This window comes from Gemmiger gallinarum (genome assembly GCF_014982805.1).
In the GTDB taxonomy this organism is placed as follows: Bacteria; Bacillota; Clostridia; order Oscillospirales; family Ruminococcaceae; genus Gemmiger; species Gemmiger gallinarum.
The window spans coordinates 617,817-640,434 of sequence record NZ_JADCKC010000002.1 but is presented as its reverse complement, the minus strand read 5'-3'; the positions used below and the strand labels follow the sequence as shown (position 1 = coordinate 640,434).

Here is a 22,618-nt window from a genome sequence, read left to right as displayed (position 1 = left end):
ATTTCGGTAAGATCATGCCGGGCGGCTTACCAGTAGCTGCCGCCCTCCACCGCATCCTTGTTGCGGATGCCCTCGTTTTCGCCGGGGCGGACCCAGGCGTCGTTGTACAGCCGGGAGAGGATGGGATGGTCGTCCCACCGCTTGCCCCGGATGCCGAAGAGCAGCTGGGTGGCCCCCGCCATCTGTACCGCCTGGGATTTCAGCTCCCGGGCGCAGAAAGCGGCCAGGGGCAGGCCGTAGGCCCCCGCCCCGATGACCGCCACGTCAAAGGGCTCCTTGGCCATCTCCTCCTCCATGGCGGTGAGGGCGTCGAACCAGGACTGGTAGCCGGTCTCCTGACCGCCCAGGCCCTGCACCGCCTTCACCACCCGCAGGGAGGCAAACTCGGGCAGCACGTCGGGGTTCTGGAAGAGCTGCTCCCGCCGGGCATACTGCCTCCGGATGGTGTCCGCAAAGGGATGGACCACCAGTACCCGTTTGCCCGCCAGCGCCGCCGACCAGGGCGACGCATGATAGTAGGGTTCCAGCGCCCGCAGCTTGGCAAAGCGGGTCTCGGCCCCGCAGCCCCGGATGACCTCCCGCTCGGCCCCCACGTCCCACAGGGCCAGCAGGTCGGCGGTATGGGCGGCGTCGGCGTAGAGCTTGCAGAACCGCTCCAGGGTGGCGTCGTCGGTGGGGAACATGCCGGACAGATCCCGCATCTCGGCACGAATTTTCGGGGAGAAGTGCTCGGTCTCTCCCTTTTGCTGTTTCAGGTATTCGGCCATGCAGCGCATCTCGGTAGCGCCGCACCGCCCGGCCCAGAAAGGCCGTCCCCAGCGGATGCACTGGGCAATGTAGTTGTTGCCGTCCTCGGCGTCCATGATCTCCACGCCCCGGTACCGCCAGCCGAACCGCATGCCTTTGTACAGATCCCGGGCTTTCTGCAAAAGTTTGGCGTCGTTATCCATGGGCGGGCACTCCCTTCTTTTCCAGCATGGCCAGGGCGGTCTCGGCGCTGTTGCCCCAGAGAAAATGCTCGTTCACCCGGCGCTGGGCGGCAGGGCCCATCTCGGGGTCGGCAGCGGCCCGGCGGACGGCGTCGGGCAGGGCGGCGTCGGTGTCGGCCAGCACCCCGGACACCCCGTCCTCAAGGATGAGTTCCGGCCCCGGGGCACGGCGGGCGGCGGGGGGACAGCCCGCATACATGGCTTCCAGCAGGCTCATGCCGAAGATCTCGTGGTCGTTTAAGTTGACAAAGACATCGCAGGCATGGTAGTAGGCATGCACCGCCGTGTTGGGCAGGGCGGGGATGCGGGTGTACCGGTCGCCGTATGGCGCCATGGCCTTGTCCAGCTCTGCCGCCAGAGACCCCTGGCCGATGACGATGAGATGCCACTCGGGGCCCAGCTGTTCCAGGAGGGGCGGCAGGGCCATGGGCCGCTTGTAAGGGTCGAGGCGACCCACAAAGAGAAGATACCGGGCGGCGGTGTCCAGCTTCAGCTCGGCCCGCACCTCGGCGGCAGTGCCGGGGATCATGGGGATGATGGCGGTGTCCAGTCCCACCGGCATGACCCCGGCGCAGGAGACCCCAAGGCTCTCCATCTCTTTTGCCACCGCGGGGGTCTTGGCGTAGGTGGGGGTGCGGCGGTAGACGGCGAGGTTTCGGCGCAGCAGCAGGTCCATGACCAGCCGGACGGCGGGGGTGCGGGAATCGCTCTTCAGCGCCCCCAGCTGGCTGTAAAAGAAGATGCCGTGCTTTTGGCAAAAGCGGTAGAGCCCCGGCACGCCCAGGGAGTTGTCCCCCATGACGTGGACGGCGTCCACCCCCTCCTCCAGCAGGGGCTGCCAGCTCTTGTAAAAGGCGTGGACGGCCAGGGCCCGGGCGGGCAGATAGAGCACCCGGACATTGGGTTCCAGGTCCTCGGCCTCAGGGGCGGAGAGGGAGGTGTCGGGGTAGACGGCAAGGGCGCGGCAGCCCAGGGCGGCAAAAGCCCGGGCCAGGCCCACCTCCTGCCGGTTGTAGGCGCCCTTTCGGCCGGACGCACCGCAGTACAGCTGCGGAATGGCAATAGTCAGCATGAAAGCCTCCTGAATGGGATGACAAGGCAAAAACGCGCAGTTCTTTTGCGATTGCTCAAGATGCTGCGCGGGAAAAGGCAGAATCAGTCCTCCGGCTCACCCTTGCTGTCGGGGGCATCCCCGGGGACGGCAGGGGCTGCCGGGCCGGGAGCTGCCGCAGGGGCGGCGGGCTGTTTGGGCAGACGGGTGAGGTAGCGGGCGTCGATGACCTCGAACCGGTCGTCCCGGCAGTAGGTGTGGATGCCCACCACGTCGGCCCGGTTCAGGCCGGTGATGGTGACAATGTGGGGCTCCGCCGCGCAGAGGGGGATCTCGCTGGCTCCCCGGCGGGCGAAAAACTGCAGGTAGACGCCGTAGTCCACCTTGGTGCTCACCTGGGTGGGATGGATGGTCTGGCCGCCCAGCTCGAACATGGGCCCGGCGTTGCGGAAGCCGAGACCATACTCCCGGTGCTGCAGGTTGAAGGGCTCGTCCGGTTCCAGCTCAAAATCGTGGCTGACCAGACCGGCGTCCTCCTGCCCGGCGGTGTGGCGCAGGGTGTAGCGGCGGTAGCGGGTGTAGAGCTGGTTTTCCGGTTTGGTCTCGCTGCACAGCAGTGTCAGCTCGTCGTCGGTCTTGTCCAGCAGGATGGTGTCGCACAGCTCGCACCCCACCTGAAAGCAGGCGGCCTGTTCCCACTTGCCGGGAAACTCCGCGCAGCGGTAGAGGTCCAACGTGTGCAGGGCGCTGGACTCGGGGATCATCCAGGTCTCCCCCCGCCAGTCAAAGACGGTGGGGAAGGAAAGATGACTGCCGGTGGACAGCACCACCCGGGGCTCCCCCAGGGTTCCGTCCTCGGCCAGGGGGATGGCGGCGATGTCCCCCCGCCCGGCGGCTAGGTCAAAGGCCTCGCAGAAGATCCACCGCTCGTCGCCGTGATGGTAAAGCAGGGGGTCGGCATACCAGGTACGGCCGTCAAAGGGCAGGGGAGTATAGGCCCCCTCACCCAGGGCAGGCAGGGGCGCCTCGGGGGGAATGGGACGCAGGGCAATGGTGTAGATCTCCTTTTGCCCGGTAAGTTTCTTGAAAAGACGGTCCGGCGGCATGTGCAGCGCCCGGTACACCTGATTCATAGGGTCGTCTCCTTGTCGTTGGTTCGTGGAATTCTATATAAATTGCATGAATTAATTATATAAGGTACGGCTCAGCGGCGGGAGTCCCGGGCAAGGACCCGGGCGTAGATGTCGGCCAGACGGCGGTAGTCCGCCTGGGGACCGCCGCCGGTTTTTTCCAGGGCCGCCCGGCGGATGGCATCGGGGTCCATGGCGGCCAGGGCCTCAGGCAGGGCAAGCACCGCCCGCGCCAGGTCGGCGGCATCCCCGGGGGCGAAGGTCAGCCCGTCGGCTCCCTCGGTCACCGAGGCCCCCACATTGCCCAGGGCACTGGCCAGCACCGGGGTGCCCACAAGATGGGCCTCGGCGGGGACCAGGGCAAAACTCTCGTAACAGAGGCTGGCGGCCACCACCGCCATGCTTTGGGCCATAAGGGCGTGGAGGTCCTTTGGGGCCAGCCGCCCGGCAAATTCCACGTTGGGGCCGGCCAGCTCCCGGGCCCGGGCTTCCAGAGGGCCGTCCCCCACCAGGATCAGCCGGGGAGCGCCGGGGGTCTGTTCCAGCTGCCGCCAGGCTTCCAGAACGGTGAGCAGGCCTTTGAGCTCCTCCAGCCGCCCGGCGTAAACCACCTGATTCTTGCGGGCAGAAAAGGGGAGAGGCGCCCCCTCCGGCAGAGTGACGGACACCGGATTGGCCTTGACGAAAAGCCGGGCCGGGTCAAAGACGGGATGCAGGGCGTTGAACTCCAGCAGCTTGTCCCGGTCAAACTCGGTGGGGGTGATGAGGAAAACCTGCCGGTAGGTGCCCAGCAGCCGGTGAAAGGCATACACCGCCGCGCAGACCAGACTCTGGGCCCTGCTGCCCCGGTAGCAGGCATGGCGCACGGCGCAGAACAGGCTGTGGTGGGGGCAGTCCTCGCAGACTTTGCCCTGGCGCAGCAAAACGCCGTTGGGACAGAACAGCCGGAAATTGTGCAGCGTCTGGACGACGGGCACCCCTTCCTTCCGGCAGGCCCAAAACACCGAGGGGCTGGTCACCAGCAGGGTGTTGTGCACGTGGACCAGGTCGATCTGCTCCTTGCGGATGAGGGCCCGCACCTCCCCCATGGCCTTGAAGCTGAACACCGCCCGCAACGGCAGCAGCAGTTTCTGCCAAAGGCCGTCGGCCTCATGGTTGCTGCGCTCATAGACAAAGACGGTATGGCCGTGCTGTTCCAGCAGGGCGCGCTCGGCGTCAAAGACGGCATCCTCCCCCCCGGGCAGCCGGTAGCGGGTGTGGATGAGCAGAATGCGCCGGGGGGCGGGCTGTGACATGGCCGTGGGCTCCTTTCGGGGAGGATTTGGCGGCGGGTCCTGCGGTGCTGCGCTGTTTTTTGCGAAAGGGAAGGATTCCGCTGTGGGTGCAGTCCGGCCCGCCGTCTCTTATCCGTTTATTATACCCTCTCCCTGTATAAAAGAAAAGCCCCGACAGCGCAGGGGAGCGCGCGGGGGCGGTGTGCCGAAGACATTGTTGCTATTTTGTTGAACATGCACAAATTTGACGAAATTTTATGAGCAGGTCGAAACCACTTAGGTCATTTTTTTGCCCACTTGTGAAAAAACTGTTGTCATTTTGTGGCCGGGATGTTAAATTGTAAATAGTTATCATCCGTTAAAATGCACAGCGGCCGCCGGGGCGTTGTGCAAAAAAAACAGCATTTTGCGCGCCGGGCAGCGGCGCAGGTAAGGAGATGGAGCATGCGTAATCGGATTTCCCTGAACAAGGGCTGGACTTTCTGCGGCCCCGACCGCACCACTACGGCCGTGGATGTGCCGCATACCTGGAACGCCATCGACGGCCAGGACGGCGGCAACGATTACTGGCGCGGCAGCTGCACTTACACCCGCAGCTTTGACCGTCCCGACTTTGATCCTGCCACCCAGGTGGTCTATCTGGAATTCCAGGGCGTCAATGCCTCGGCGGATGTGACCCTCAACGGCAAGGAGGTCATCCATCACGACGGCGGCTACTCCACCTTCCGCGCCGACATCACCGCCCTGCTGGCCGACAAAAACGACCTGACCGTGGTGGCAGACAACAGCAAGAACGACCGCGTCTATCCCCAGAAGGCGGACTTCACCTTCTACGGCGGCATCTACCGCGATGTGGACCTCATTGTGGTCAGCAAGGATCACTTTGACATGGACCACTTCGGCGGCCCCGGCCTCAAGGTAACCCCTACCGTGGACGGCAAGGACGGCAAGGTCCAGGTGGAAAGCTGGACCAATGTGGAAAAGCCTTCCGTCACCGTCACCCTCACCGACGCCCAGGGCAAGGTGGTGGCTTCCGGCGAGGGCACCGACGTAACCCTTACCATCCCCAAAGTTCATCTGTGGGACGGCGTGGAGGACCCCTACCTCTACACCGCCACCCTGCAGCTCAAGAAAAACGGCAAGGCCGTGGACGAGATCAGCTGCCGCTTCGGCGTGCGCAGCTTCCGCGTGGACCCCAAGGAGGGCTTCTTCCTCAACGGCCGCAAGTATCCCCTGCACGGCGTCTCCCGCCATCAGGACCGCAAAGGCATCGGCAACGCCCTCACCAAGGAAATGCACAAGGAGGATATGGACCTGATCCGCGAGATCGGCGCCAACACCATCCGCCTTGCACACTATCAGCACGACCAGTACTTCTACGACCTGTGCGACGAGTACGGCATGATCGTCTGGGCCGAGATCCCCTATATCTCGGAGCATATGCCCAACGGCCGCGAGAACACCATCAGCCAGATGAAAGAGCTCATCACCCAGAACTACAACCATGCTTCCATCGTCTGCTGGGGCGTCTCCAACGAGATCACCATCTCCACCAAGGACAAGGCCGACATGCTGGACAACCACCGCGTGCTCAACGACCTCTGCCACGAGATGGACAAGACCCGCCCCACCACCCTGGCCTGCTACGCCATGTGCGGCCCCTTTAATAAGGTGGCCCACCTGACCGACCTGGTCAGCTGGAACCTCTACCTGGGCTGGTACGTGCCCGGCCTCTTCCTCAACGATCTGTGGATCGACTTCTTCCACCTGTGCTACCCCAACCGCTGCCTGGGCTACTCCGAGTACGGCTGCGAGGCCATGCCCAACCTGCACTCCTCCAAGCCCCACCGCGGCGACCACACCGAGGAATACCAGGCCATCTACCACGAGTTCATGCTCAAGTGCTTTGAGCGCCACCCCTATATGTGGTCCACCCACGTGTGGAATATGTTCGACTTTGCCGCCGACGCCCGCGACCAGGGCGGCGAGCCGGGCATGAACCACAAGGGCCTGGTCACCTTTGACCGCAAGATCAAGAAGGACGCTTTCTACGCCTACAAGGCTTACTGGAGCAAGGAGCCGTTCGTCCATATCTGCGGCAAGCGCTTTGCCGACCGCACCGAAGCCGAGACCACCGTCAAGGTCTACTCCAACCAGCCGGAAGTTTCGCTGTACAAGGACGGCCAGCTGGTGGAGACCAAGCGCGGCGAAAAAGTGTTTGAGTTCCGGGTCAGCCTGGACCCGGAGACCCGCTTTGAGGCCAAGGCCGGCGCCTGCACCGACAGCGCCGTGCTGCACAAGGTGGACACCCCCAACCCCGACTACGTGATGAAGGGCAAGAGCTCCAACAGCGCCAACTGGGTGTAAAGCTTTTAACTATACAAAATTCCAATGTAATAGAAAGGAGGGGAGTGATTTCGGTAAAACGAACATACATTTTATATTGACGTATGAAGGAGGACGAAGCAAAGAATGAAGCAATCATCCAAAAAGGCATTGTGGCGCGGCATTAGCGGTATCGCGTGCTTCACCATGTGTCTGTCTTTGATCCTGGGCAGCGCCCTGGAGGCCAACGCGGCCACCATCGACACCTACCTGGGCACCAACAGCGAGGCCCTGGTATCGGAAAATAACGAAGAGAACCCGCTGTACGATAAGTTCGCCCCCCCGGCCGAGCTGCTCAACGAGGACGGCACCGGCAACTCTAAGGCGCTGATCGAGGCCGCCATCGACCTCAACCGCCGCGAGGTCGCCGAGGGCAGCGTCCTGCTGAAGAACAACGGCGCGCTGCCGCTGGACAGCGGCTCCAACGTGACGCTGCTGGGCATCCGCTCGCACTCGAACCTGCTGGGCTCCAGCTTCGGCGTGAAAGCGCAGGGTGCCTACATCAGCCTGGAGCAGGCCCTGAGCCAGAACCGTACCGATTTCGCCAACACCATCGCGTGGTCGGTGGGCAGCCGCGGCGCGGCGCCTTCTGCCACCATCAGCGAGTGGACCGGCGACGAGTTCGATTTTGAGGGCGCCGGCTTCAACATTAACCCCACCATGGTCGATATCTACGAAGCTCTGGGCGAGACTTATGTCCATTACGAGAACGAGCCGGCCGCCGAAGTCTATGACCCGGGCGAGCCTTCTGTGGACGAGATTGCCGCTGTCAACGGTAGCTACAAAGATAGCTTTGCCGAGTACGGCGACGCCGCCATCGTCGTCATCGCTCGACCCAGCTGCGAGCAGGTTGACTACCTGCCCGGCGGCGTGGCCGAGGGCCTTGGCTTTGAGCATGGCGAGCCGCTCTCTCTGACCCAGAACGAACTGGATGCCATCAAGCTGGCCAAAGAAGCCAGCGACAAGGTCATCGTGCTGATTTCCAGCTCCGCTTCGGTCGAAATCGGCACCCTGAAGAACGACCCTGACGTCGATGCTATTCTGTGGATCGGCGCCCCCGGCTGCTATGGTATGCTGGGTGTGGCAGATATCCTCTGTGGCCGCGTCAGCCCTTCCGGCGGTCTGTTCGACATCTTTACTGCTTACAATATGTCTGCTCCTGCCATGCAGAATATGGGCAAGATGTATTACACCAACACCGAGGGCACCATCACCCGCACTGGCGGCGTCCTGGGCTTCAACCCCGGCGCTTACCTCATCGAGGCGGAGGACATCTACGTTGGCTACCGCTACTATGAGACCCGCTATTACGACTCTGTTGCCGGCACCGGCAATGCCACCAGCCCGGTCGGCGCTTACGGCTCCGATACCGAGTGGAACTACGACAACGAGGTCACTTACGGCTTCGGCTACGGCCTGAGCTATACCGAGTTCACCTACGAGTTCCAGGGCGAGCCTACCTTTGACATCACTGTCGACCCCGAGACTGGTGCCCCCAACGCCTACGCCACCTTCAACGTCAAGGTCACCAACGTGGGCGATGTCGCCGGCAAGACCCCTGTCCAAATCTATGGCCAGGCGCCTTACACCCCCGGCGGCATTGAGAAATCCGCCATCCAGCTGCTGAACTTTGAGAAGACCGAGATCCTCGAGCCTGGCGCTTCCGAAGTGGTCCCCGTTAAGGTTGACCTGCAGTACATTGCCAGCTACGATGAGAATTATGACAACGGTGACGGCACCACCGGCACCTACATCATGGATCCCGGCACTTACTACTTCTCTGTCGGCAACGGCGCGCATGATGCGCTGAACCACATCATGGCCGCCCAGGAGATGGACGCCGAACTGATGTCCGGCACCGGCAACGCCGCGCAGGCTTTGGCCGTTGAGATTGACGAGAACTTCATCTCCAAGACAATGTTCTCGATCTCCAAGACCGGCTACAAAATCTCCAACCAGCTGCCCTATGCCGACTGGAACTACTACCAGCCTGGCGAGGTCACCTACCTGACCCGTACCGACTGGGCCGGCACCTTCCCTGAGACCTACGACGCTATGACCCTGACCAACGAGGAACTGATCAACAACCTCAACGGTTACACCTACACCCTGCAGACCAGCGACGACACCAGCGAAGTGGTCTGGGGCGCGGATAACGGCATCTCCTTCTACGAGATGTACGGTGTGCCCTACGACGACCCGAAGTGGGACCAGCTGCTGGATCAGCTGACTCTGGAAGAGGCCATGTACATCTTCACCTTCGGCGGCCCCTCCATCCCCGGCGCTGATTCCATTGGCACCGTCGAGACCTACATGACCGAGAACGCCGGCAACGGCATCGCTGTCAACCTCAACGCCTCCAAGGACCCCAACGCCCCGTGGGCTATCCCCGCCAGCGACCCCAACGGCAACTGGCACCCCGAGGTCTTTGCCAACGCCCCCATGGGCGCTTCGACCTTCAACCCCGAGCTGATGTATGAGCTGGGCCAGTTCACCGGCATTGAGTCGCTGTTCACCGGTATCAACATCCTGTGGGGCCCCGGCCTGAACACCCATCGCCATGCGTACAACGGCCGTAACGGCGAGTATTACTCCGAGGATCCCGTGCTGTCCGGTGTAGCGGCGATGGAATTCGCTATCGGCGCGCTGGATTACGGCCTGGTCGCCGCTCCCAAGCACTTTGCCTTCAACGACCAGGAGTCCGAGCGCGGCGGCGTGTCTCCCTACATGACCGAGCAGCGCGCCCGTGAGGTCGAGCTGCGTGCTTACCAGATCGCCTTTGAGGCTACCAAGTACGACACCGAGGATTACGACGCCGGTATGCGCGGCCTGATGACCTCCTTCTCCAAGATCGGCTCCATCGAGTGCACCACCAGCGAGGGCTTGATGACTGAGATCCTGGCCAACGAATGGGGCTTCATCGGCTACGCGGTCACCGACATTTACGACGACGTTGACCTGTGGAGCGCCGTGCTGAACTCCGGCACCACCTGTTTCGACACCCGTGGCCAGGCCGGATTCTACGGCACGACCACGCTGGAAAGCTCCAACCTGTTCCAGAATCTGATCGAAGGCCGCGGTCTGGACGCCAACTTCATTGATGGCGACCTGAACCTGCAGTTGAAGCTGAAGGATGCGGTGCATAAGAACATCTACGCTTGGAGCGAGAGCCATCTGATGAACCGCTACAATGCTACGACCCACATCGAGAGCCAGATGACCTGGTGGCGTGTTGCTTACTATGGTCTGGCCGGCGTTTCCGGCGCTGTGCTGCTGCTGGGCGTGGTGATGTATGTTATGGCCTCCACCCGCAAGAAGGAGGAAGTGTGACATGAAAAAGGGTACTGCCTTTTATATCAGCGCCGTAGCCGCCGTTTTGGGCGCCATCGGCGTGGCGCTGGCTGCGTACAGCAGCATGATCAGCACCGATAATGCACTTGTCAATATGCCCTTGGTCATTGGCGCCGGCGTGGTCGGCGTAGTGCTGGTGGTTGCGGCCATGTTGGCCCCTGCCAGCATGGGCAACCACAACCCGGTCACCGCACTGGGCGTGCTGGCCGCCATTGCACTGTTCAGCTATGTGTACGGCCAGTGCTTGCTGCAGCGTATCATGCTGATTGCCGGTTTGTTCTCTTACAACGCCGGCAATACCGTGGGCTGGAACATCTTCTATGTTGTTGTCGGCTGTACGGTCTGCCTGGTGGCGGCCTGCGTGCTGCTGATTGTCAGCAGTTTCTGCAACAACGTCAAGGCGCAGCAGTAAATCTTGCGCCGCTTGCTAAACTGTGCAAGCCAGCACGCTGTACGAACTTCCCTTAGGGTGTAACGTCGCACGGGACCCGCGGCATGGGACCTACCACATACCGGAAAACCAGGGCTGTTGCACCATACTTCGTACCAGAGTCGGGCCGCCCTGCCCCAAACGGAGGCGGGACGGCCCGACTTATGATATAACGGTAAAGGAGAATGCATATGAGTGAAACCAAAGCCGGGTCTTCCGGACACCGCAGCAGCGTCAACCGAGCAAAACTGTATCAGTTGGCCCTGTTCCCCATGAATAACGGAGCAACGAACGTCTATTTTGTTCTGATCCTTTCGTACGTGGCGCAGTTTGGCTCCAGCATTCTTCAGCTGGGTATGTTTGCGTCCATCATGGTCACGGTCATGCGTGTGGCGGATGCCATCACCGACCCCATCATTGGCGCCATGATGGACCGCACCAGCACCAGGATCGGCAAGTTCCGTCCCTTCATGATCATCGGCAGTGTGATCATGGCAATCAGCGTCATCGCACTGTACGTGCTGCTGCCCTTCATTCCCGCCACCATGATGCCCATGCGGTACATCGGGTTTGTGGTTGTCTACTTTGTCTGGGTCATCGGCTATACCTTCCAGACCTCCGTTACCCGCGCAGGCCAGACGGTCCTGACCAATGACCCCAACCAGCGCCCCATGTTCACCATCTTCAATACCATCGGCTCCATGCTGGGCATGGGCGTCATGCAGCTGCTGATCCCCACGCTGAAGAACATGTACAACGTCTACGACGAGGCCGGCACCCTGATCACTTCCGGCTATGCCCGTCCTGAGCTGTACCGGGTCATTGCTCCGGTAGGCATCGTGGTGTCCGTGTTCCTGACCATCCTGGCCATTATCGGCATCGCTGAGAAGGACCGTCCTGAGTTCTACGGCATTGGCGGCGGCTCTCAGCAGCAGGTCAAGGTCTCTGAGTATGTTGAGATCATCAAGAGCAACAAGCCCATGCAGCGCCTGATGGTTGCCGGCGCCGGCTGCAAGCTGGCCCTGGCCATCGCAACCAACACCACCGTTCTGCTGGCTCTGTACGGCATCGTCATGGGCAACTACGACAGCCTGTACCTGCCCATGATGATCCTGGGCTACGTCTTTGCCGTTCCCTTCTTCCTGCTGTCTGTGCGCACCTCCCAGAAGCTGGGCCAGAAAGCTTCCCTGACCCGCTACGTCTCTGTGGCCTTTGTCTGCTACATCGGCGTGCTTGCTCTGCTGATCATGACCGACCACACCGCGGGCAGCGCCCTGACCCTGTCCTTCCCGTATAACGGCGGCGGCGCCATCAACCTGTACACCATCCTGTTCGTCCTCTGCTTCGGCATCGGTTACGGCGCATACTACGCCACCGCCGACATGCCCATCCCCATGGTCGCGGACTGCTCCGACTACGAGACCTATCGTTCCGGCAAGTACATCCCCGGTATCATGGGTACCCTGTTCAGCCTGGTTGACAAGCTGGTGTCTTCTCTGGCACAGACTCTGGTCGCCATGATCTTCCTGATCTGCGCCGGCCTGAGCGAACTGCCCGACGACGCTACGCCTTACTCTGGCGGCCTGAAGGTGGCTGTCATCATCATGTTCTGCATCATCCCGCTGCTGGCCTGGGCCGCTACTCTGTGGGCCATGAAGGGCTATGAGCTGACTGGTGCCCGCATGAAGGAGATCCAGGCAGTCAACGCCTGCCGCAAGGATGCCATCGCCGACGGCATGAGCCTGAACGAGGCAATGAACAAGTGGACCACGGTGGATCAGCTGCCTGCTGAGTACCGTGAGACCGCTCAAAAGTAATCCTCCGGTTTCCGCAAACTCCCAAGAGAATACGGGACCCGTCCGGCTGTAAGCCGGGGCCGGGGCACAAGAGCACTGCGCTTTTGTGCCCCGGCTTTTTTTGTTGCTGAAGTAAAGACAAAAAAAGAAGGATTGCCGCAAAAGGACCGAACGCTTGGGCGAGAGTGGAGCTTTCCATAAAATTGTCACAACTTTGGGGAGAAATGCTCTTGACAAAGGTGGTGGAATGCGGTATTATATCGTTCGCTTCCGAACAAATATTTTTGCTTTCTGTGTGAAAGGGTGTGAGGGCTCCCGTGGAAAAAGACTGCGGCGCCTGGATCAATCTGCTGTCCCATAAGGTCCGAAAACGTCTTGATGCGACCTTTCAGGACCTGGGGATCACCGGTGTACAGAGCCGGGTGATCTATTATATATTGGTACACAGCAAGGAGGGACCGGTGTTTCAGCGGGACATCGAGACGGTGTTCGGCTTCAGCCGTTCCACAGTCACGGGACTGCTGCAGACAATGGAAAAAAACGGGATTATCCTGCGGGAAAGCGTGGAGAGCGACGCCCGCCTCAAGCGGATCGTTCCCACCGAGAAGGCGGTCTGTCTGGACGCCCAGGTGGCGGCCTGCCTGCGGGAGACCGACCGCCTGCTGACCCGGGGACTCTCCAGCGGGCAGCTGCAGCTGTTTAAGGAGGTGGCGGCCCAAATGTCGAAAAACCTCGACGAATGGGGCGAAACCGATCCCTGCACACAGCTCTGACCGCAGAAAAAATGTTCGCGGCGGAACAAAAAGCGGCACGCGCTGACTGACCAAACGGCCGGCGCGTTCAGCGTAAAGAGGAAAAAGGAGGAATGTCACAGATGATAAAAACTTTGGCTCGCAGCATTCGCGAGTACAAAAAAGCAGCCATCCTGACGCCTCTGCTGGTAACGGTGGAGGTCATCATGGAATGTGCGATCCCCTTCGTGATCGCCAACCTGGTCAACGAGATGCAGGCCGGCTGCTCCATGGGCGTCATTGCCCAGTACGGCGTGGCCCTGATTATCATGGCAGTGGTCTCGCTGATCTTTGGCGGTGCGGCAGGCGCCACCTGCGCCCGGGCTTCCGCCGGCTTCGCGCGCAACCTGCGCAAGGATATGTTCTACCATATCCAGGATTATTCCTTTGAGAACATCGACAAGTTCTCGGTGTCCAGCCTGGTCACCCGTCTGACCACCGACATCACCAACGTCCAGATGGCGTTCATGATGATCATTCGTGTGGCCATCCGCTGCCCCCTCATGCTGATCTTCTCCTTCATCATGGGCTTTGTCATGGGCGGACGCCTGGCGGTCATCTTCCTGATCACCATCCCCCTGCTGAGCGTGGGCCTCTTCCTGGTCATCCGGGCGGCCACCCCGCTGTTCCGCAGCGTCTTCCGCAAGTACGATGCCCTCAACGACTCGGTGCAGGAAAACGTCCAGGCCATGCGCGTGGTCAAGTCCTACGTCCGTGAGGACTACGAAAAGAAGAAGTTCGGCCGCGCTGCCGAGGATGTCCAGAAGGACTTTACCAAGGCCGAGCGCATTATGGCCATCAACTCCCCCATGATGCAGTTCTGCGTCTATGCGGGCATGGTCTTTGTCATGAGCTACGGCTCCTACGCCGTCATCACCAGCAAGGGCATGGACCTGAACGTGGGCCAGATGTCCTCCATGCTGACCTACAGCTTCCAGATCCTCATGAGCCTGATGATGCTGTCCATGGTCTTTGTCATGATCACCATGGCCCAGGAGTCTGCCGAGCGTATCGTCGAGGTGCTGTCTGAAAAGAGCACCCTCCACAGCCCCGAGCAGAACGCCCTCACCGAGGTGGCCGACGGCTCCATCGACTTCGACAACGTCAGCTTCAAGTATTCCAAGAAGGCTGACCGCTTTGCTCTGTCCGACATCAACCTGCACATCAAGTCGGGCGAGGTCATCGGCATTCTGGGCGGCACCGGCTCCTCCAAGACCACGCTGATCCAGCTGATCCCCCGCCTGTACGACGTGACCGAAGGCTCCGTCAAGGTGGGCGGCATCGACGTGCGCAAGTACGACCTGGAGACGCTGCGCAATCAGGTGGCTGTGGTGCTGCAGAAGAACGTGCTGTTCTCCGGTACCATCAAGGACAATCTGCGCTGGGGCAACCCCAACGCCACCGACGCTGAGATGGAGGAGGCCTGCCGTCTGTCCCAGGCCGACGAGTTCATCCAGCAGTTCCCCGACAAGTACGACACCTGGATCGAGCAGGGCGGCACCAACGTGTCCGGCGGCCAGAAACAGCGTCTGTGCATTGCCCGTGCTCTGCTGAAGAAGCCCAAGATCCTGATTCTGGACGACTCCACCAGCGCCGTGGATACCCGTACCGATGCACTGATCCGCAAGGGCTTCCGTGAATTTATCCCCGAGACCACCAAGATCATCATTGCTCAGCGTGTGGCCAGCGTGCAGGATGCCGACCGCATCATCGTCATGGCCGGCGGCCGCATTGCCGACATCGGCACCCACGACGAGCTGATGAAGACCAGCAAGGTCTATCGTGAAACCTATGAGACCCAGAACAGAGCGGGAGGTGACAAGGATGGCGAATAACACCACCGGACGCGGCAAGCGCGCCCCCAAGGGCGTCATGGGCCGCCTGATCCGTACCCTGTTTTCCTTCTATCCGGTATTGATGCCGGTCACCCTGGCCTGCATCCTCATCAACGCCATCGTCAGCTCGATGCCGTCGGTGTTCATGCAGAATGTCATCGCCGTTGTGGAAGATACCTACCAGGCCGGCGACTGGGCTGCGGCTTCCGGCCGCATCCTGACCCTGCTGACCATCCTGATCACCATGTATGTGATCAGCCTGATCGCGGGCATCTTCTACACCCAGTTCATGGCCATCATCACCCAGGGCACCCTGGCCAAACTTCGTGAAAAGATGTTTGACCACATGCAGGACCTGCCCATCCGCTACTTCGATACCCACAACCACGGCGATATCATGAGTTTCTACACCAATGATATCGATACCCTGCGCCAGCTCATCAGCCAGAGCCTGCCCCAGCTGACCATCTCCTGCGTCACGCTCATCAGCGTCTTCTGCATCATGATGTATTACAGCATCTGGCTGGCCCTGGTGGTGACCTGCGGCGTCATCATCATGTTCTTCACCGCCCGGTACGTCAGCGGCCATTCCTCCCGCTACTTCCTGCAGCAGCAGGTGACCATCGCCAAGACCGAGGGCTTCATGGAGGAAATGATGAACGGCCAAAAGGTGGTCAAGGTCTTCTGCCACGAGGAAGGCGCCAAGCACGACTTCGACAAGGTCAACGACGAACTGTTTGAAAACAGCGAGAAGGCCAACCGCTACGCCAACATCCTCATGCCCCTGCTGGCCAACCTGGGCAACGTCATGTACGTTGTGGTGGCCCTGGTGGGCGGCACCCTGCTGCTGTACGGCGCTCCCAACGTGAGCATCTCCGGCATGGCCCTGAGCATCAGCATCGTGGTGCCCTTCCTGAACATGACCAAGCAGTTTGCCGGCGCCATCGGCCAGGTCTCCAACCAGGTCAACATGGTGGTCATGGGCCTGGCAGGCGCCCACCGCATCTTCGAGCTCCTGGATGAGGAGGTCGAGACCGACGACGGCTACGTCACCCTGGTCAACGCCCGGGAAAAAGAGGACGGCACGCTGGAGGAATACCCCGAGCGCACCAACGTCTGGGCATGGAAACATCCCCATCATGACGGTACCGTCACCTACACCCGCCTGCAGGGCGATGTCCGCTTCTACGATGTGGACTTTGCCTACGTGCCGGGCAAGACGGTGCTGTACAACGTCTCGCTGTACGCCAAGCCGGGCCAGAAGGTAGCCTTTGTGGGCTCTACCGGCGCTGGCAAGACCACCATCACCAACCTGATCAACCGCTTCTACGACATTGCCGACGGCAAGATCCGCTACGACGGCATCAACATCAACAAGATCAAGAAGGCCGACCTGCGCCATTCCCTGGGCATCGTGCTGCAGGACACCAACCTGTTCACCGGCACCGTCATGGAGAACATCCGCTACGGCAACCTGGATGCCCATGACGAGGAATGCATCGCCGCAGCCCAGCTGGCCGGCGCCGACGACTTTATCCGCCGTCTGCCGGAAGGCTACAACACCATGCTCACCGGCAACGGCGCCAACCTGAGCCAGGGCCAGCGTCAGCTGCTGGCCATCGCCCGGGCGGCCGTGGCCGACCCGCCGGTCATGATCATGGACGAGGCGACCTCCTCCATCGACACCCACACCGAGGCCATTGTGCAGCGGGGTATGGATGCACTGATGACCGGGCGTACCACCTTTGTCATCGCCCACCGTCTGTCCACCGTGCAGAACGCCGACGCCATCATGGTGCTGGACCATGGCCGCATCATCGAGCGCGGCACCCACGAAGACCTCATCAAGCTCAAGGGCACCTACTATCAGCTGTACACCGGTGCGCTGGAACTGGATTGATCCCCTGGGCAAAACCGAATCACACAGCAAAAGGGCTGTCACCCCGCAGGGTGACAGCCCTTTTTGTTGTACAGGCAGGATTCGGTTCAGGCGGTGCGCATGGGCAGCAGGATCCGCAGATGGAAGCAGCCGTCCTCCACCTTGACGGTGAGGAAGCCGTTGTATTTTTCCACCGCGTGGCGGATGCTCTTGAGGCCGAAGCCATGGCAGCCGTCGGCGGAAGCCTTGGTGGAGAGGGGCAGCCCGTCGGCGCCGAAGCTCAGCTCTCCCGACAGGGGATTGCTGATCTGGATAGCGATGAGCTTGTTCTCGGCGTAGACCAGCACGTCGATGATGCGCTTTTCGGGGTCCTGAAAGGTCTGGACATGCTCAATGGCGTTGTCCATGGCGTTGGCAAAGATGGTGTACAGGTCCACCGGGTCAATGAAATCCAGCAGGCTGCCGTCGGCGATGCAGTGGGACTGGATCTGGTTGGCCTCGCAGTAGAGGCTTTTCTCGGTCAGGACGGTGTCCAGGACCTCGTTGCCGGTCTTGGCGATGGCGTCGTAGATGCGGACGGATTTTTCCAGCTCTTTCAGGTAGATGACCTTTTCATCCCCCACCATGGCCCGCATGGCGCGGATCTGATGCTTGAGCGCATGGCACTTGCGGTTGATGAGCAGGATGTTCTTGCGGGCGACGGAATACTGGGCCTTCTGCTGCATCCACAGCTGGTTGAGGGTATCCAGCTCCTGCCGGATGTAGCTCTTTTTGAACAGCTCATGCTGGAGATAGAGCAGGGTGGCGCAGTAGAACTCGATCAAAAGCGGGAACAGCCAGAGGGCCGGCTGCTCCTCTCCGTACCAGAAGGAGAAGGAAAACTGCACCAGCAGCAGGATGAGCAGCAGCAGAACCAGGGACAGGCTGAGTTGGCGGGGTCCGATCTGGTAGGTGCCCTTGACAGGCATCCAGCGGGCCAGGGTAAGGGCGGTGGTCGTGTACAGCACCGCCACCGCTGCGGCCCCGCAGATGGCCCCGGCAGAAGGGAACTGCTCCAGCCCCCGGGCCAGGGACAGCCCCAGGGAACAGCTGAGATGGTACAGTACCATGGTCCACACCGCGCAGTAGACCACGGCACGGCGGGAAATATCGGCACACAGGGCAAAAAAGGCGGTGACCAGTAAAAAGCTGACAAGAAAGGACAGCCACAGCCCGCTGCCCGAGACAGTGGGCAGAAGCCCCACCGCCAGATGCAGCAAAAGTCCGCCTGCAATGCCCAGAGTCAGGCGCAGGCGGAAGTTTTGGCGTCGGCGCAGCGGCCACAGAAAGATGAGGGCGGCAAACCACAGCCCGGCTTCCCGCCAGAAAACCCATGCCCAGGAGAAAAACTGCGTCATCGGTCGCCCCCCACATAATTGGTGAGAGCGGTGAGGAAGGCGGTGCGGTTGCGGCGGCTGATCTCCAGCTCCTGCCCCGCCACAATGACGGTGTCCCGGCGGACCTCGGTGACATGGCGCAGGTTGACCAGATACCAGTGGTTGCAGCGGACAAAGTGATAGCGTTCCAGCTGCTGCTCCGCCTGCTGCATGGTGCCCCGCAGCACAAACTCCCCTTCCTCGGTGTGGTAGTGGAGCATGCGGTTCTGCACCTCCACATAATAGATCTCCCGGGTGGAGATGCGCTTGACGGCGTCGGGCAGGTTGAGCAGCACCTGACCGCTCTCCCGTTTCTGGGCCCGGTGAATGGCCCGTTCAAACCGCACGCTGAAGGTGTAGTAGTTGATGGGCTTGAGCACAAAATCCAGTGCCCCCACCTCGTAGCCGCGGATGGCATACTGGGCCATGTTGGTCACAAATACCAGCACCACGTCGGCGTCGGCGGCGCGCAGCTTGTGGGCGGCCTCCATGCCGTTCATGCCGGGCATCTCGATGTCCAGCAGAATGATGTCAAAGCGGGAGGCGTCCCGTTCCACGATCTGACTGCCGTCGGAAAAGCTTTCCACCTCAAAGGGCAGACCGTGCTCCTCCCCGTAACGGTGGATGAATTCTTCCATCTGGCTGCGATACTCCAGATCGTCCTCTACAATGGCAACGTGCAAAAGGGGGCACTCTCCTTCCCGACAAGTTACCCCTATTATACCAAACTTTCCCCCAAGAATAAATAGCCCTGTTCCCTCCCAAACGGCGAGAAAACTGTGAAAAACCGCACTCCCTCCCGCCCGGGAGGAAAGTGCGGTTTTCCGTCAAAAACGATCGCCGGTCCGCCCCATTGACAAAAGGACGGAAAAAGGGATTCAGTCCTCCCGCTGCAGGTCGGCGGCGGGGGCGGTGCGTCCTGCCCGGGCCAGGGCGGGCCAGGCGGAAAGCAGGCAGAGGATCAGCATGGCAGCCCCCGCCAGCACCGCGACCCCCCAGGGCAGAGAGAAGGGGAACACGTACAGGTTGGTCAGCTTGCGCCAGACAAACCAGAGCAGCACCCCGCTCACCGGCAGGCCCCAGCACAGGGCTTTCAGGCCGTAGATGCCGCTTTCCCAGAAGATCATGCGGCGCAGGCTTTGGGGCGTCATGCCCACCGACCGCAGCACGGCGGATTCCCGGCGGCGGAGGGCCATGCCGCTGGACACTGTGTTGGCGATGTTGGCAGCGCACACCAGAGCGATGAGGGCGGTGAAGCCGTACAGCGCCACCCGCACCAGGGTCATGGCGGAGGAGAGGCTGGCCAGCTCGGCGGTCAGGTCGGTGGCAGAATAATAATTGGTACCGAAGGAGAGGGCTCCCAGCTCGTCCATGAGGGCATCCCGGTCCTGTGCCTGGTAGGAAAAGGTGAAGTTTCGGCGGCAGTAGCCCCCCGTCTCGGCGGTAAAGCGGGCAAAGACTGCGTCCGCAGCGCTGCGGCCCGTCACAAAGGTGATGGTGGTGGCCGAGGGGATGGTGCGCACCAGTTCCTCGGGCACGTCGTCCCCGTCCAGTACCGACTGGATGTTCAGGGTGACGGGCAGGGTGTTGAAGTCCCAGTCGATGGTGTCCCCGGGCTGGAAACTGGTCTGCCCCCGCACGTCGGTGTAGCCGCCCTCCGACCCGGTGTAGAGATACCGGTTGACCAGCAGGCAGTCCAGCGTCTGCCCGTCGGAGACGGCATCCGCCCCGGTCAGGGCGGCGTACTCCTCGTCGGAGAGGACGATGAGGTACGGCGACATGGCCAGAGTGCCGTCGGCGCCCACGGTGGGGGCCAGACCAAAGGCGGCGTTGGCGGCATCGGCCTGGGCGCTCAGTTCCTGCTGCTGCTCGCTGAAGTGGTCGGCAGGCAGGTTGGCGGCGCCCCACTGCACCGTCTCCCGCACCCGGACGGCCTGGGCGTTCTCGGGGTCGTTCAGGGTGGCAAAGCCGGGGGCGGCGGTGATATCGGCGGTCAGGTCATAACTGTCCAGCCGGGCGGTGATGTTGTAGTCGCTGTCCCGGTGGCCCATGGCGTAGGCGGTCTCCAGATACTGGGCAAAGCCGGAAGCGGTGACCATCAGCACCACGCTCATGGTCAGGGACAGGAGGGTCGCCCGGTAACGGTGGATGCTGCGCCGGGCGTTTTTCCGGGCCAGAACGTACTCGGGGCCAAAGACCCGGCCGAAAAGCCGCCCGCCCCGCAGCGCCCGGCGGGATAGCTTGACCTCCCCGGCGCCCCGGATGGCGTCGATGGGGCCGGTCTTGCCCGCGTGGAGGGCGGGGACCCAGGCGGAGATGAGCAGCACCCCCGCGGCAGTGGCGGCGCTCAAAATCAGCCACACCGGCCGCACCGACAGGGTGAGGGAAAAGTCGTCGATGATCAGCTCCGACACCTGCCGGATGAGGGGCGCGGTGAGGGCAAAGGTAAGGGCCAGCCCGGCGCAGGCGGCGGCCAGCCCCAGGGGGATGCCGATGACCCCGGCGGCCAGGGCTTCGTACAAAATGCAGGCGGAGCGCTGTTCCGGGGTGGCCCCGGCGCTGGCCAGCATGCCCAGGGTGCGGCGGCGCTCCGCCAGGCTGATGGAAAAGGCGTTGTAGATCATGAGCACGGCGGCCGCCGCAATGAGCAGCAGCAAAAACATCCGCAGCGCGCCCACAAGGGTGAGCAGGTTGTCCCCGCCCCCGGGGGACTGCACCCCCGACCAGGCCAGCAGGGAGGAGTTGAGCCAGCCGTTGAAGCCGGTGCCGGCGACGGAAAGCTGCTCGTCCAGGTCCAGGATGGCCTGCAAGGTTCCGGTGTCGGCGGACACCGCCTTGCCCCAGTAGTAGGTGCTGCCCGTCCCGGCGGGGGCGGTGATGGCGGTGAAGATCAGGTCGCCGGGGTCATCCTGGGGAAAGACAAAGTGGTTGTCCATGTGGAAGCGCTCCAGCACCGCCGTGACGGTATAGCTGCGGCTTTCCCCGTCGGCCCCGGGCAGGGTGAGAGTGTCCCCGGGGGCAAGATTCTGTTTCCGGGCAAAGTCGGCATAGACGGCAGCCTCGCTGTCGGCGGCGGGGAGGGTGCCCTCCGACACTGCCGCCCCCAGCAGTTCCCAGGCGTCGCCGCCCACCCCGATGACATCCACCCTGCCGTAGTCGGTGGAGACGGGCCCGGTCAGGTCGCAGGCATAGCCCAGCTCCAAGAACAGGCCGGAAGCTTGCAGTTCGTCCGGCACGGTGGTCTGGGTGCCGCTGTCCGCCGCGCAGGAGGCCATCCAGTCGTAGTCGCCCACCTGGGCCACCACGGTGCGGCGCATGGAGGCCATCACCGAGTCGATGCCCAGCAGCACCGCCGCCACCAGCGCCGTGGACAGCAGTACCCCCAGAACAGTGACGACAAACCGGCTTTTGTGGCGGCGGATCTCGGCCAAAGTCAGCTTTTGCAGGATGCTCACGGCCGGATCACCTCGTCTTTCACGATGCGGCCGTCCTCAATGCGGATGAGGCGCTGGGCCTGCAGGGCAATGTCGGGGTCGTGGGTGATGAGGATGAGGGTCTGGGCGTATTTCTTGTGGAAGGTTTTCAAAAGCTCCACAATGGCGGCGCTGTTTTTGGTGTCCAGGTTGCCGGTGGGCTCGTCGGCCAGCACCAGGGCGGGGCGGGTGAGCAGCGCCCGCCCGATGGACACCCGCTGCTGCTGCCCGCCGGAAAGCTCCCCGGGCAGGGCGTTCAGCCGGTCGGAGAGGCCCAGCTCCTCGGCCATGGCCTGGACCTGTCCCTTGCCTGCCTTGCGGTGGTCGAGAAGCAGGGGCAGCGTCAGGTTTTCCCGCACGGTGAGCACGGGGATGAGGTTGTAAAACTGATAGATGAGTCCGATCTGACGGCGGCGAAAGACGGCGAGCCGGCTCTCGTTCAGGGTGGAGAGTTCCACCCCGTCCACCTGCACCGAGCCGGAGGTGGGCTTGTCCACGCCGCCCAGAATGTGCAGCAGGGTGGACTTGCCGCTGCCCGACGGCCCCACGATGGAGACAAACTCCCCCCGGTTGACGGTGAGGGAGACATGGTCGAGGGCAATGACCTGATTGCCGCTGCTGCCGTACACCTTGCACAGGTCCCGGACCTGAAGGATGGGATTGTCCATTTGGCAGGATACCTCCTTGGAATGGCTGCCCGCCCGAAGCCGCCGCCCCCAGAGGCCCGCCTCCCGGGTGATGGGGGAGGCAGGCCCTTGCGGCGGCTGCGGGTCAGGCAGCGGTTCTGGTTTACAGGTCCAGTGTAACAGGGCGGAGTGA

Annotated in this window: 15 protein-coding genes; 7 read left to right on the top strand and 8 right to left on the bottom strand. The window is 62.0% G+C overall.

Annotated features, from left to right (window positions below):
- Window positions 1-26 precede the first annotated feature (26 nt).
- The 4 genes from INF35_RS08535 to INF35_RS08520 all read right to left on the bottom strand — a co-directional run bounded on the left by INF35_RS08535 (window position 27) and on the right by INF35_RS08520 (window position 4,465).
- A complete protein-coding gene (locus tag INF35_RS08535; RefSeq protein WP_193501492.1) occupies window positions 27-950 on the bottom strand; it encodes a hypothetical protein in 924 nt (307 codons plus the stop codon).
- Entirely contained in the window at window positions 943-2,061 is a 1,119-nt protein-coding gene (locus INF35_RS08530) for a glycosyltransferase family 4 protein (RefSeq protein ID WP_193501490.1), read from the bottom strand. The genes INF35_RS08535 and INF35_RS08530 overlap by 8 nt, the downstream gene beginning before the upstream one ends.
- Window positions 2,062-2,144: 83 nt before the next feature.
- Window positions 2,145-3,173, bottom strand: a complete 1,029-nt coding sequence (locus tag INF35_RS08525; protein ID WP_193501489.1) for a glucosamine inositolphosphorylceramide transferase family protein — start codon at window positions 3,171-3,173, stop codon at window positions 2,145-2,147.
- Between the two features lie 71 nt (window positions 3,174-3,244).
- Window positions 3,245-4,465: a glycosyltransferase family 4 protein gene (locus INF35_RS08520; RefSeq protein WP_193501487.1), complete on the bottom strand. Its 1,221-nt coding sequence runs from the start codon at window positions 4,463-4,465 to the stop codon at window positions 3,245-3,247.
- Window positions 4,466-4,888: 423 nt separating this feature from the next.
- On the opposite strand from INF35_RS08520, the gene INF35_RS08515 reads away from it, so the two are divergent.
- The 7 genes from INF35_RS08515 to INF35_RS08485 all read left to right on the top strand — a co-directional run bounded on the left by INF35_RS08515 (window position 4,889) and on the right by INF35_RS08485 (window position 16,932).
- Window positions 4,889-6,811: a glycoside hydrolase family 2 protein gene (locus INF35_RS08515; protein WP_193501485.1), complete on the top strand. Its 1,923-nt coding sequence runs from the start codon at window positions 4,889-4,891 to the stop codon at window positions 6,809-6,811.
- 105 nt (window positions 6,812-6,916) lie between these two features.
- Window positions 6,917-10,159, top strand: a complete 3,243-nt coding sequence (locus tag INF35_RS08510; RefSeq protein WP_193501484.1) for a glycoside hydrolase family 3 C-terminal domain-containing protein — start codon at window positions 6,917-6,919, stop codon at window positions 10,157-10,159.
- A gap of 1 nt (window position 10,160) precedes the next feature.
- Window positions 10,161-10,592 carry a hypothetical protein gene (locus tag INF35_RS08505; RefSeq protein ID WP_193501482.1) on the top strand — a complete coding sequence of 144 codons (432 nt, stop codon included), beginning with the start codon at window positions 10,161-10,163 and terminating at the stop codon, window positions 10,590-10,592.
- Between the two features lie 209 nt (window positions 10,593-10,801).
- Entirely contained in the window at window positions 10,802-12,427 is a 1,626-nt protein-coding gene (locus INF35_RS08500) for an MFS transporter (RefSeq protein WP_193501480.1), read from the top strand.
- A 296-nt stretch (window positions 12,428-12,723) separates the two neighbouring features.
- The gene (locus INF35_RS08495) at window positions 12,724-13,179 is read left to right on the top strand and encodes a MarR family winged helix-turn-helix transcriptional regulator (RefSeq protein ID WP_193501478.1); all 456 of its coding nucleotides are present in this window, start codon (window positions 12,724-12,726) and stop codon (window positions 13,177-13,179) included.
- A 101-nt stretch (window positions 13,180-13,280) separates the two neighbouring features.
- Window positions 13,281-15,032: an ABC transporter ATP-binding protein gene (locus INF35_RS08490; protein WP_193501475.1), complete on the top strand. Its 1,752-nt coding sequence runs from the start codon at window positions 13,281-13,283 to the stop codon at window positions 15,030-15,032.
- Window positions 15,022-16,932, top strand: coding sequence for an ABC transporter ATP-binding protein (locus INF35_RS08485; protein WP_193501473.1), 1,911 nt, complete (start codon window positions 15,022-15,024; stop codon window positions 16,930-16,932). The genes INF35_RS08490 and INF35_RS08485 overlap by 11 nt, the downstream gene beginning before the upstream one ends.
- 86 nt (window positions 16,933-17,018) lie before the next feature.
- On the opposite strand, the gene INF35_RS08480 is transcribed toward INF35_RS08485, so the two are convergent.
- The 4 genes from INF35_RS08480 to INF35_RS08465 form a co-directional block, all read right to left on the bottom strand.
- Window positions 17,019-18,308: an ATP-binding protein gene (locus tag INF35_RS08480; protein ID WP_193501471.1), complete on the bottom strand. Its 1,290-nt coding sequence runs from the start codon at window positions 18,306-18,308 to the stop codon at window positions 17,019-17,021.
- On the bottom strand, window positions 18,305-19,009 hold the full coding sequence (locus INF35_RS08475) for a LytR/AlgR family response regulator transcription factor (RefSeq protein ID WP_235983165.1): 705 nt from the start codon (window positions 19,007-19,009) through the stop codon (window positions 18,305-18,307). The genes INF35_RS08480 and INF35_RS08475 overlap by 4 nt, the downstream gene beginning before the upstream one ends.
- A gap of 195 nt (window positions 19,010-19,204) precedes the next feature.
- On the bottom strand, window positions 19,205-21,781 hold the full coding sequence (locus INF35_RS08470) for an ABC transporter permease (RefSeq protein ID WP_193501469.1): 2,577 nt from the start codon (window positions 21,779-21,781) through the stop codon (window positions 19,205-19,207).
- Complete coding sequence (locus INF35_RS08465; protein ID WP_193501467.1) at window positions 21,778-22,467, bottom strand: ABC transporter ATP-binding protein; 690 nt, start codon at window positions 22,465-22,467, stop codon at window positions 21,778-21,780. The genes INF35_RS08470 and INF35_RS08465 overlap by 4 nt, the downstream gene beginning before the upstream one ends.
- Between the last annotated feature and the right edge of the window lie 151 nt (window positions 22,468-22,618).

Excerpts from the sequence above, each read along its gene's own strand:
- INF35_RS08535 (WP_193501492.1), bottom strand. The coding sequence starts at position 950 with ATGGATAACGACGCCAAACTTTTGCAGAAAGCCCGGGATCTGTACAAA.
- INF35_RS08530 (WP_193501490.1), bottom strand. The coding sequence starts at position 2,061 with ATGCTGACTATTGCCATTCCGCAGCTGTACTGCGGTGCGTCCGGCCGA.
- INF35_RS08525 (WP_193501489.1), bottom strand. The coding sequence starts at position 3,173 with ATGAATCAGGTGTACCGGGCGCTGCACATGCCGCCGGACCGTCTTTTC.
- INF35_RS08520 (WP_193501487.1), bottom strand. The coding sequence starts at position 4,465 with ATGTCACAGCCCGCCCCCCGGCGCATTCTGCTCATCCACACCCGCTAC.
- INF35_RS08515 (WP_193501485.1), top strand. The coding sequence starts at position 4,889 with ATGCGTAATCGGATTTCCCTGAACAAGGGCTGGACTTTCTGCGGCCCC.
- INF35_RS08510 (WP_193501484.1), top strand. The coding sequence starts at position 6,917 with ATGAAGCAATCATCCAAAAAGGCATTGTGGCGCGGCATTAGCGGTATC.
- INF35_RS08505 (WP_193501482.1), top strand. The coding sequence starts at position 10,161 with ATGAAAAAGGGTACTGCCTTTTATATCAGCGCCGTAGCCGCCGTTTTG.
- INF35_RS08500 (WP_193501480.1), top strand. The coding sequence starts at position 10,802 with ATGAGTGAAACCAAAGCCGGGTCTTCCGGACACCGCAGCAGCGTCAAC.
- INF35_RS08490 (WP_193501475.1), top strand. The coding sequence starts at position 13,281 with ATGATAAAAACTTTGGCTCGCAGCATTCGCGAGTACAAAAAAGCAGCC.
- INF35_RS08485 (WP_193501473.1), top strand. The coding sequence starts at position 15,022 with ATGGCGAATAACACCACCGGACGCGGCAAGCGCGCCCCCAAGGGCGTC.
- INF35_RS08480 (WP_193501471.1), bottom strand. The coding sequence starts at position 18,308 with ATGACGCAGTTTTTCTCCTGGGCATGGGTTTTCTGGCGGGAAGCCGGG.
- INF35_RS08465 (WP_193501467.1), bottom strand. The coding sequence starts at position 22,467 with ATGGACAATCCCATCCTTCAGGTCCGGGACCTGTGCAAGGTGTACGGC.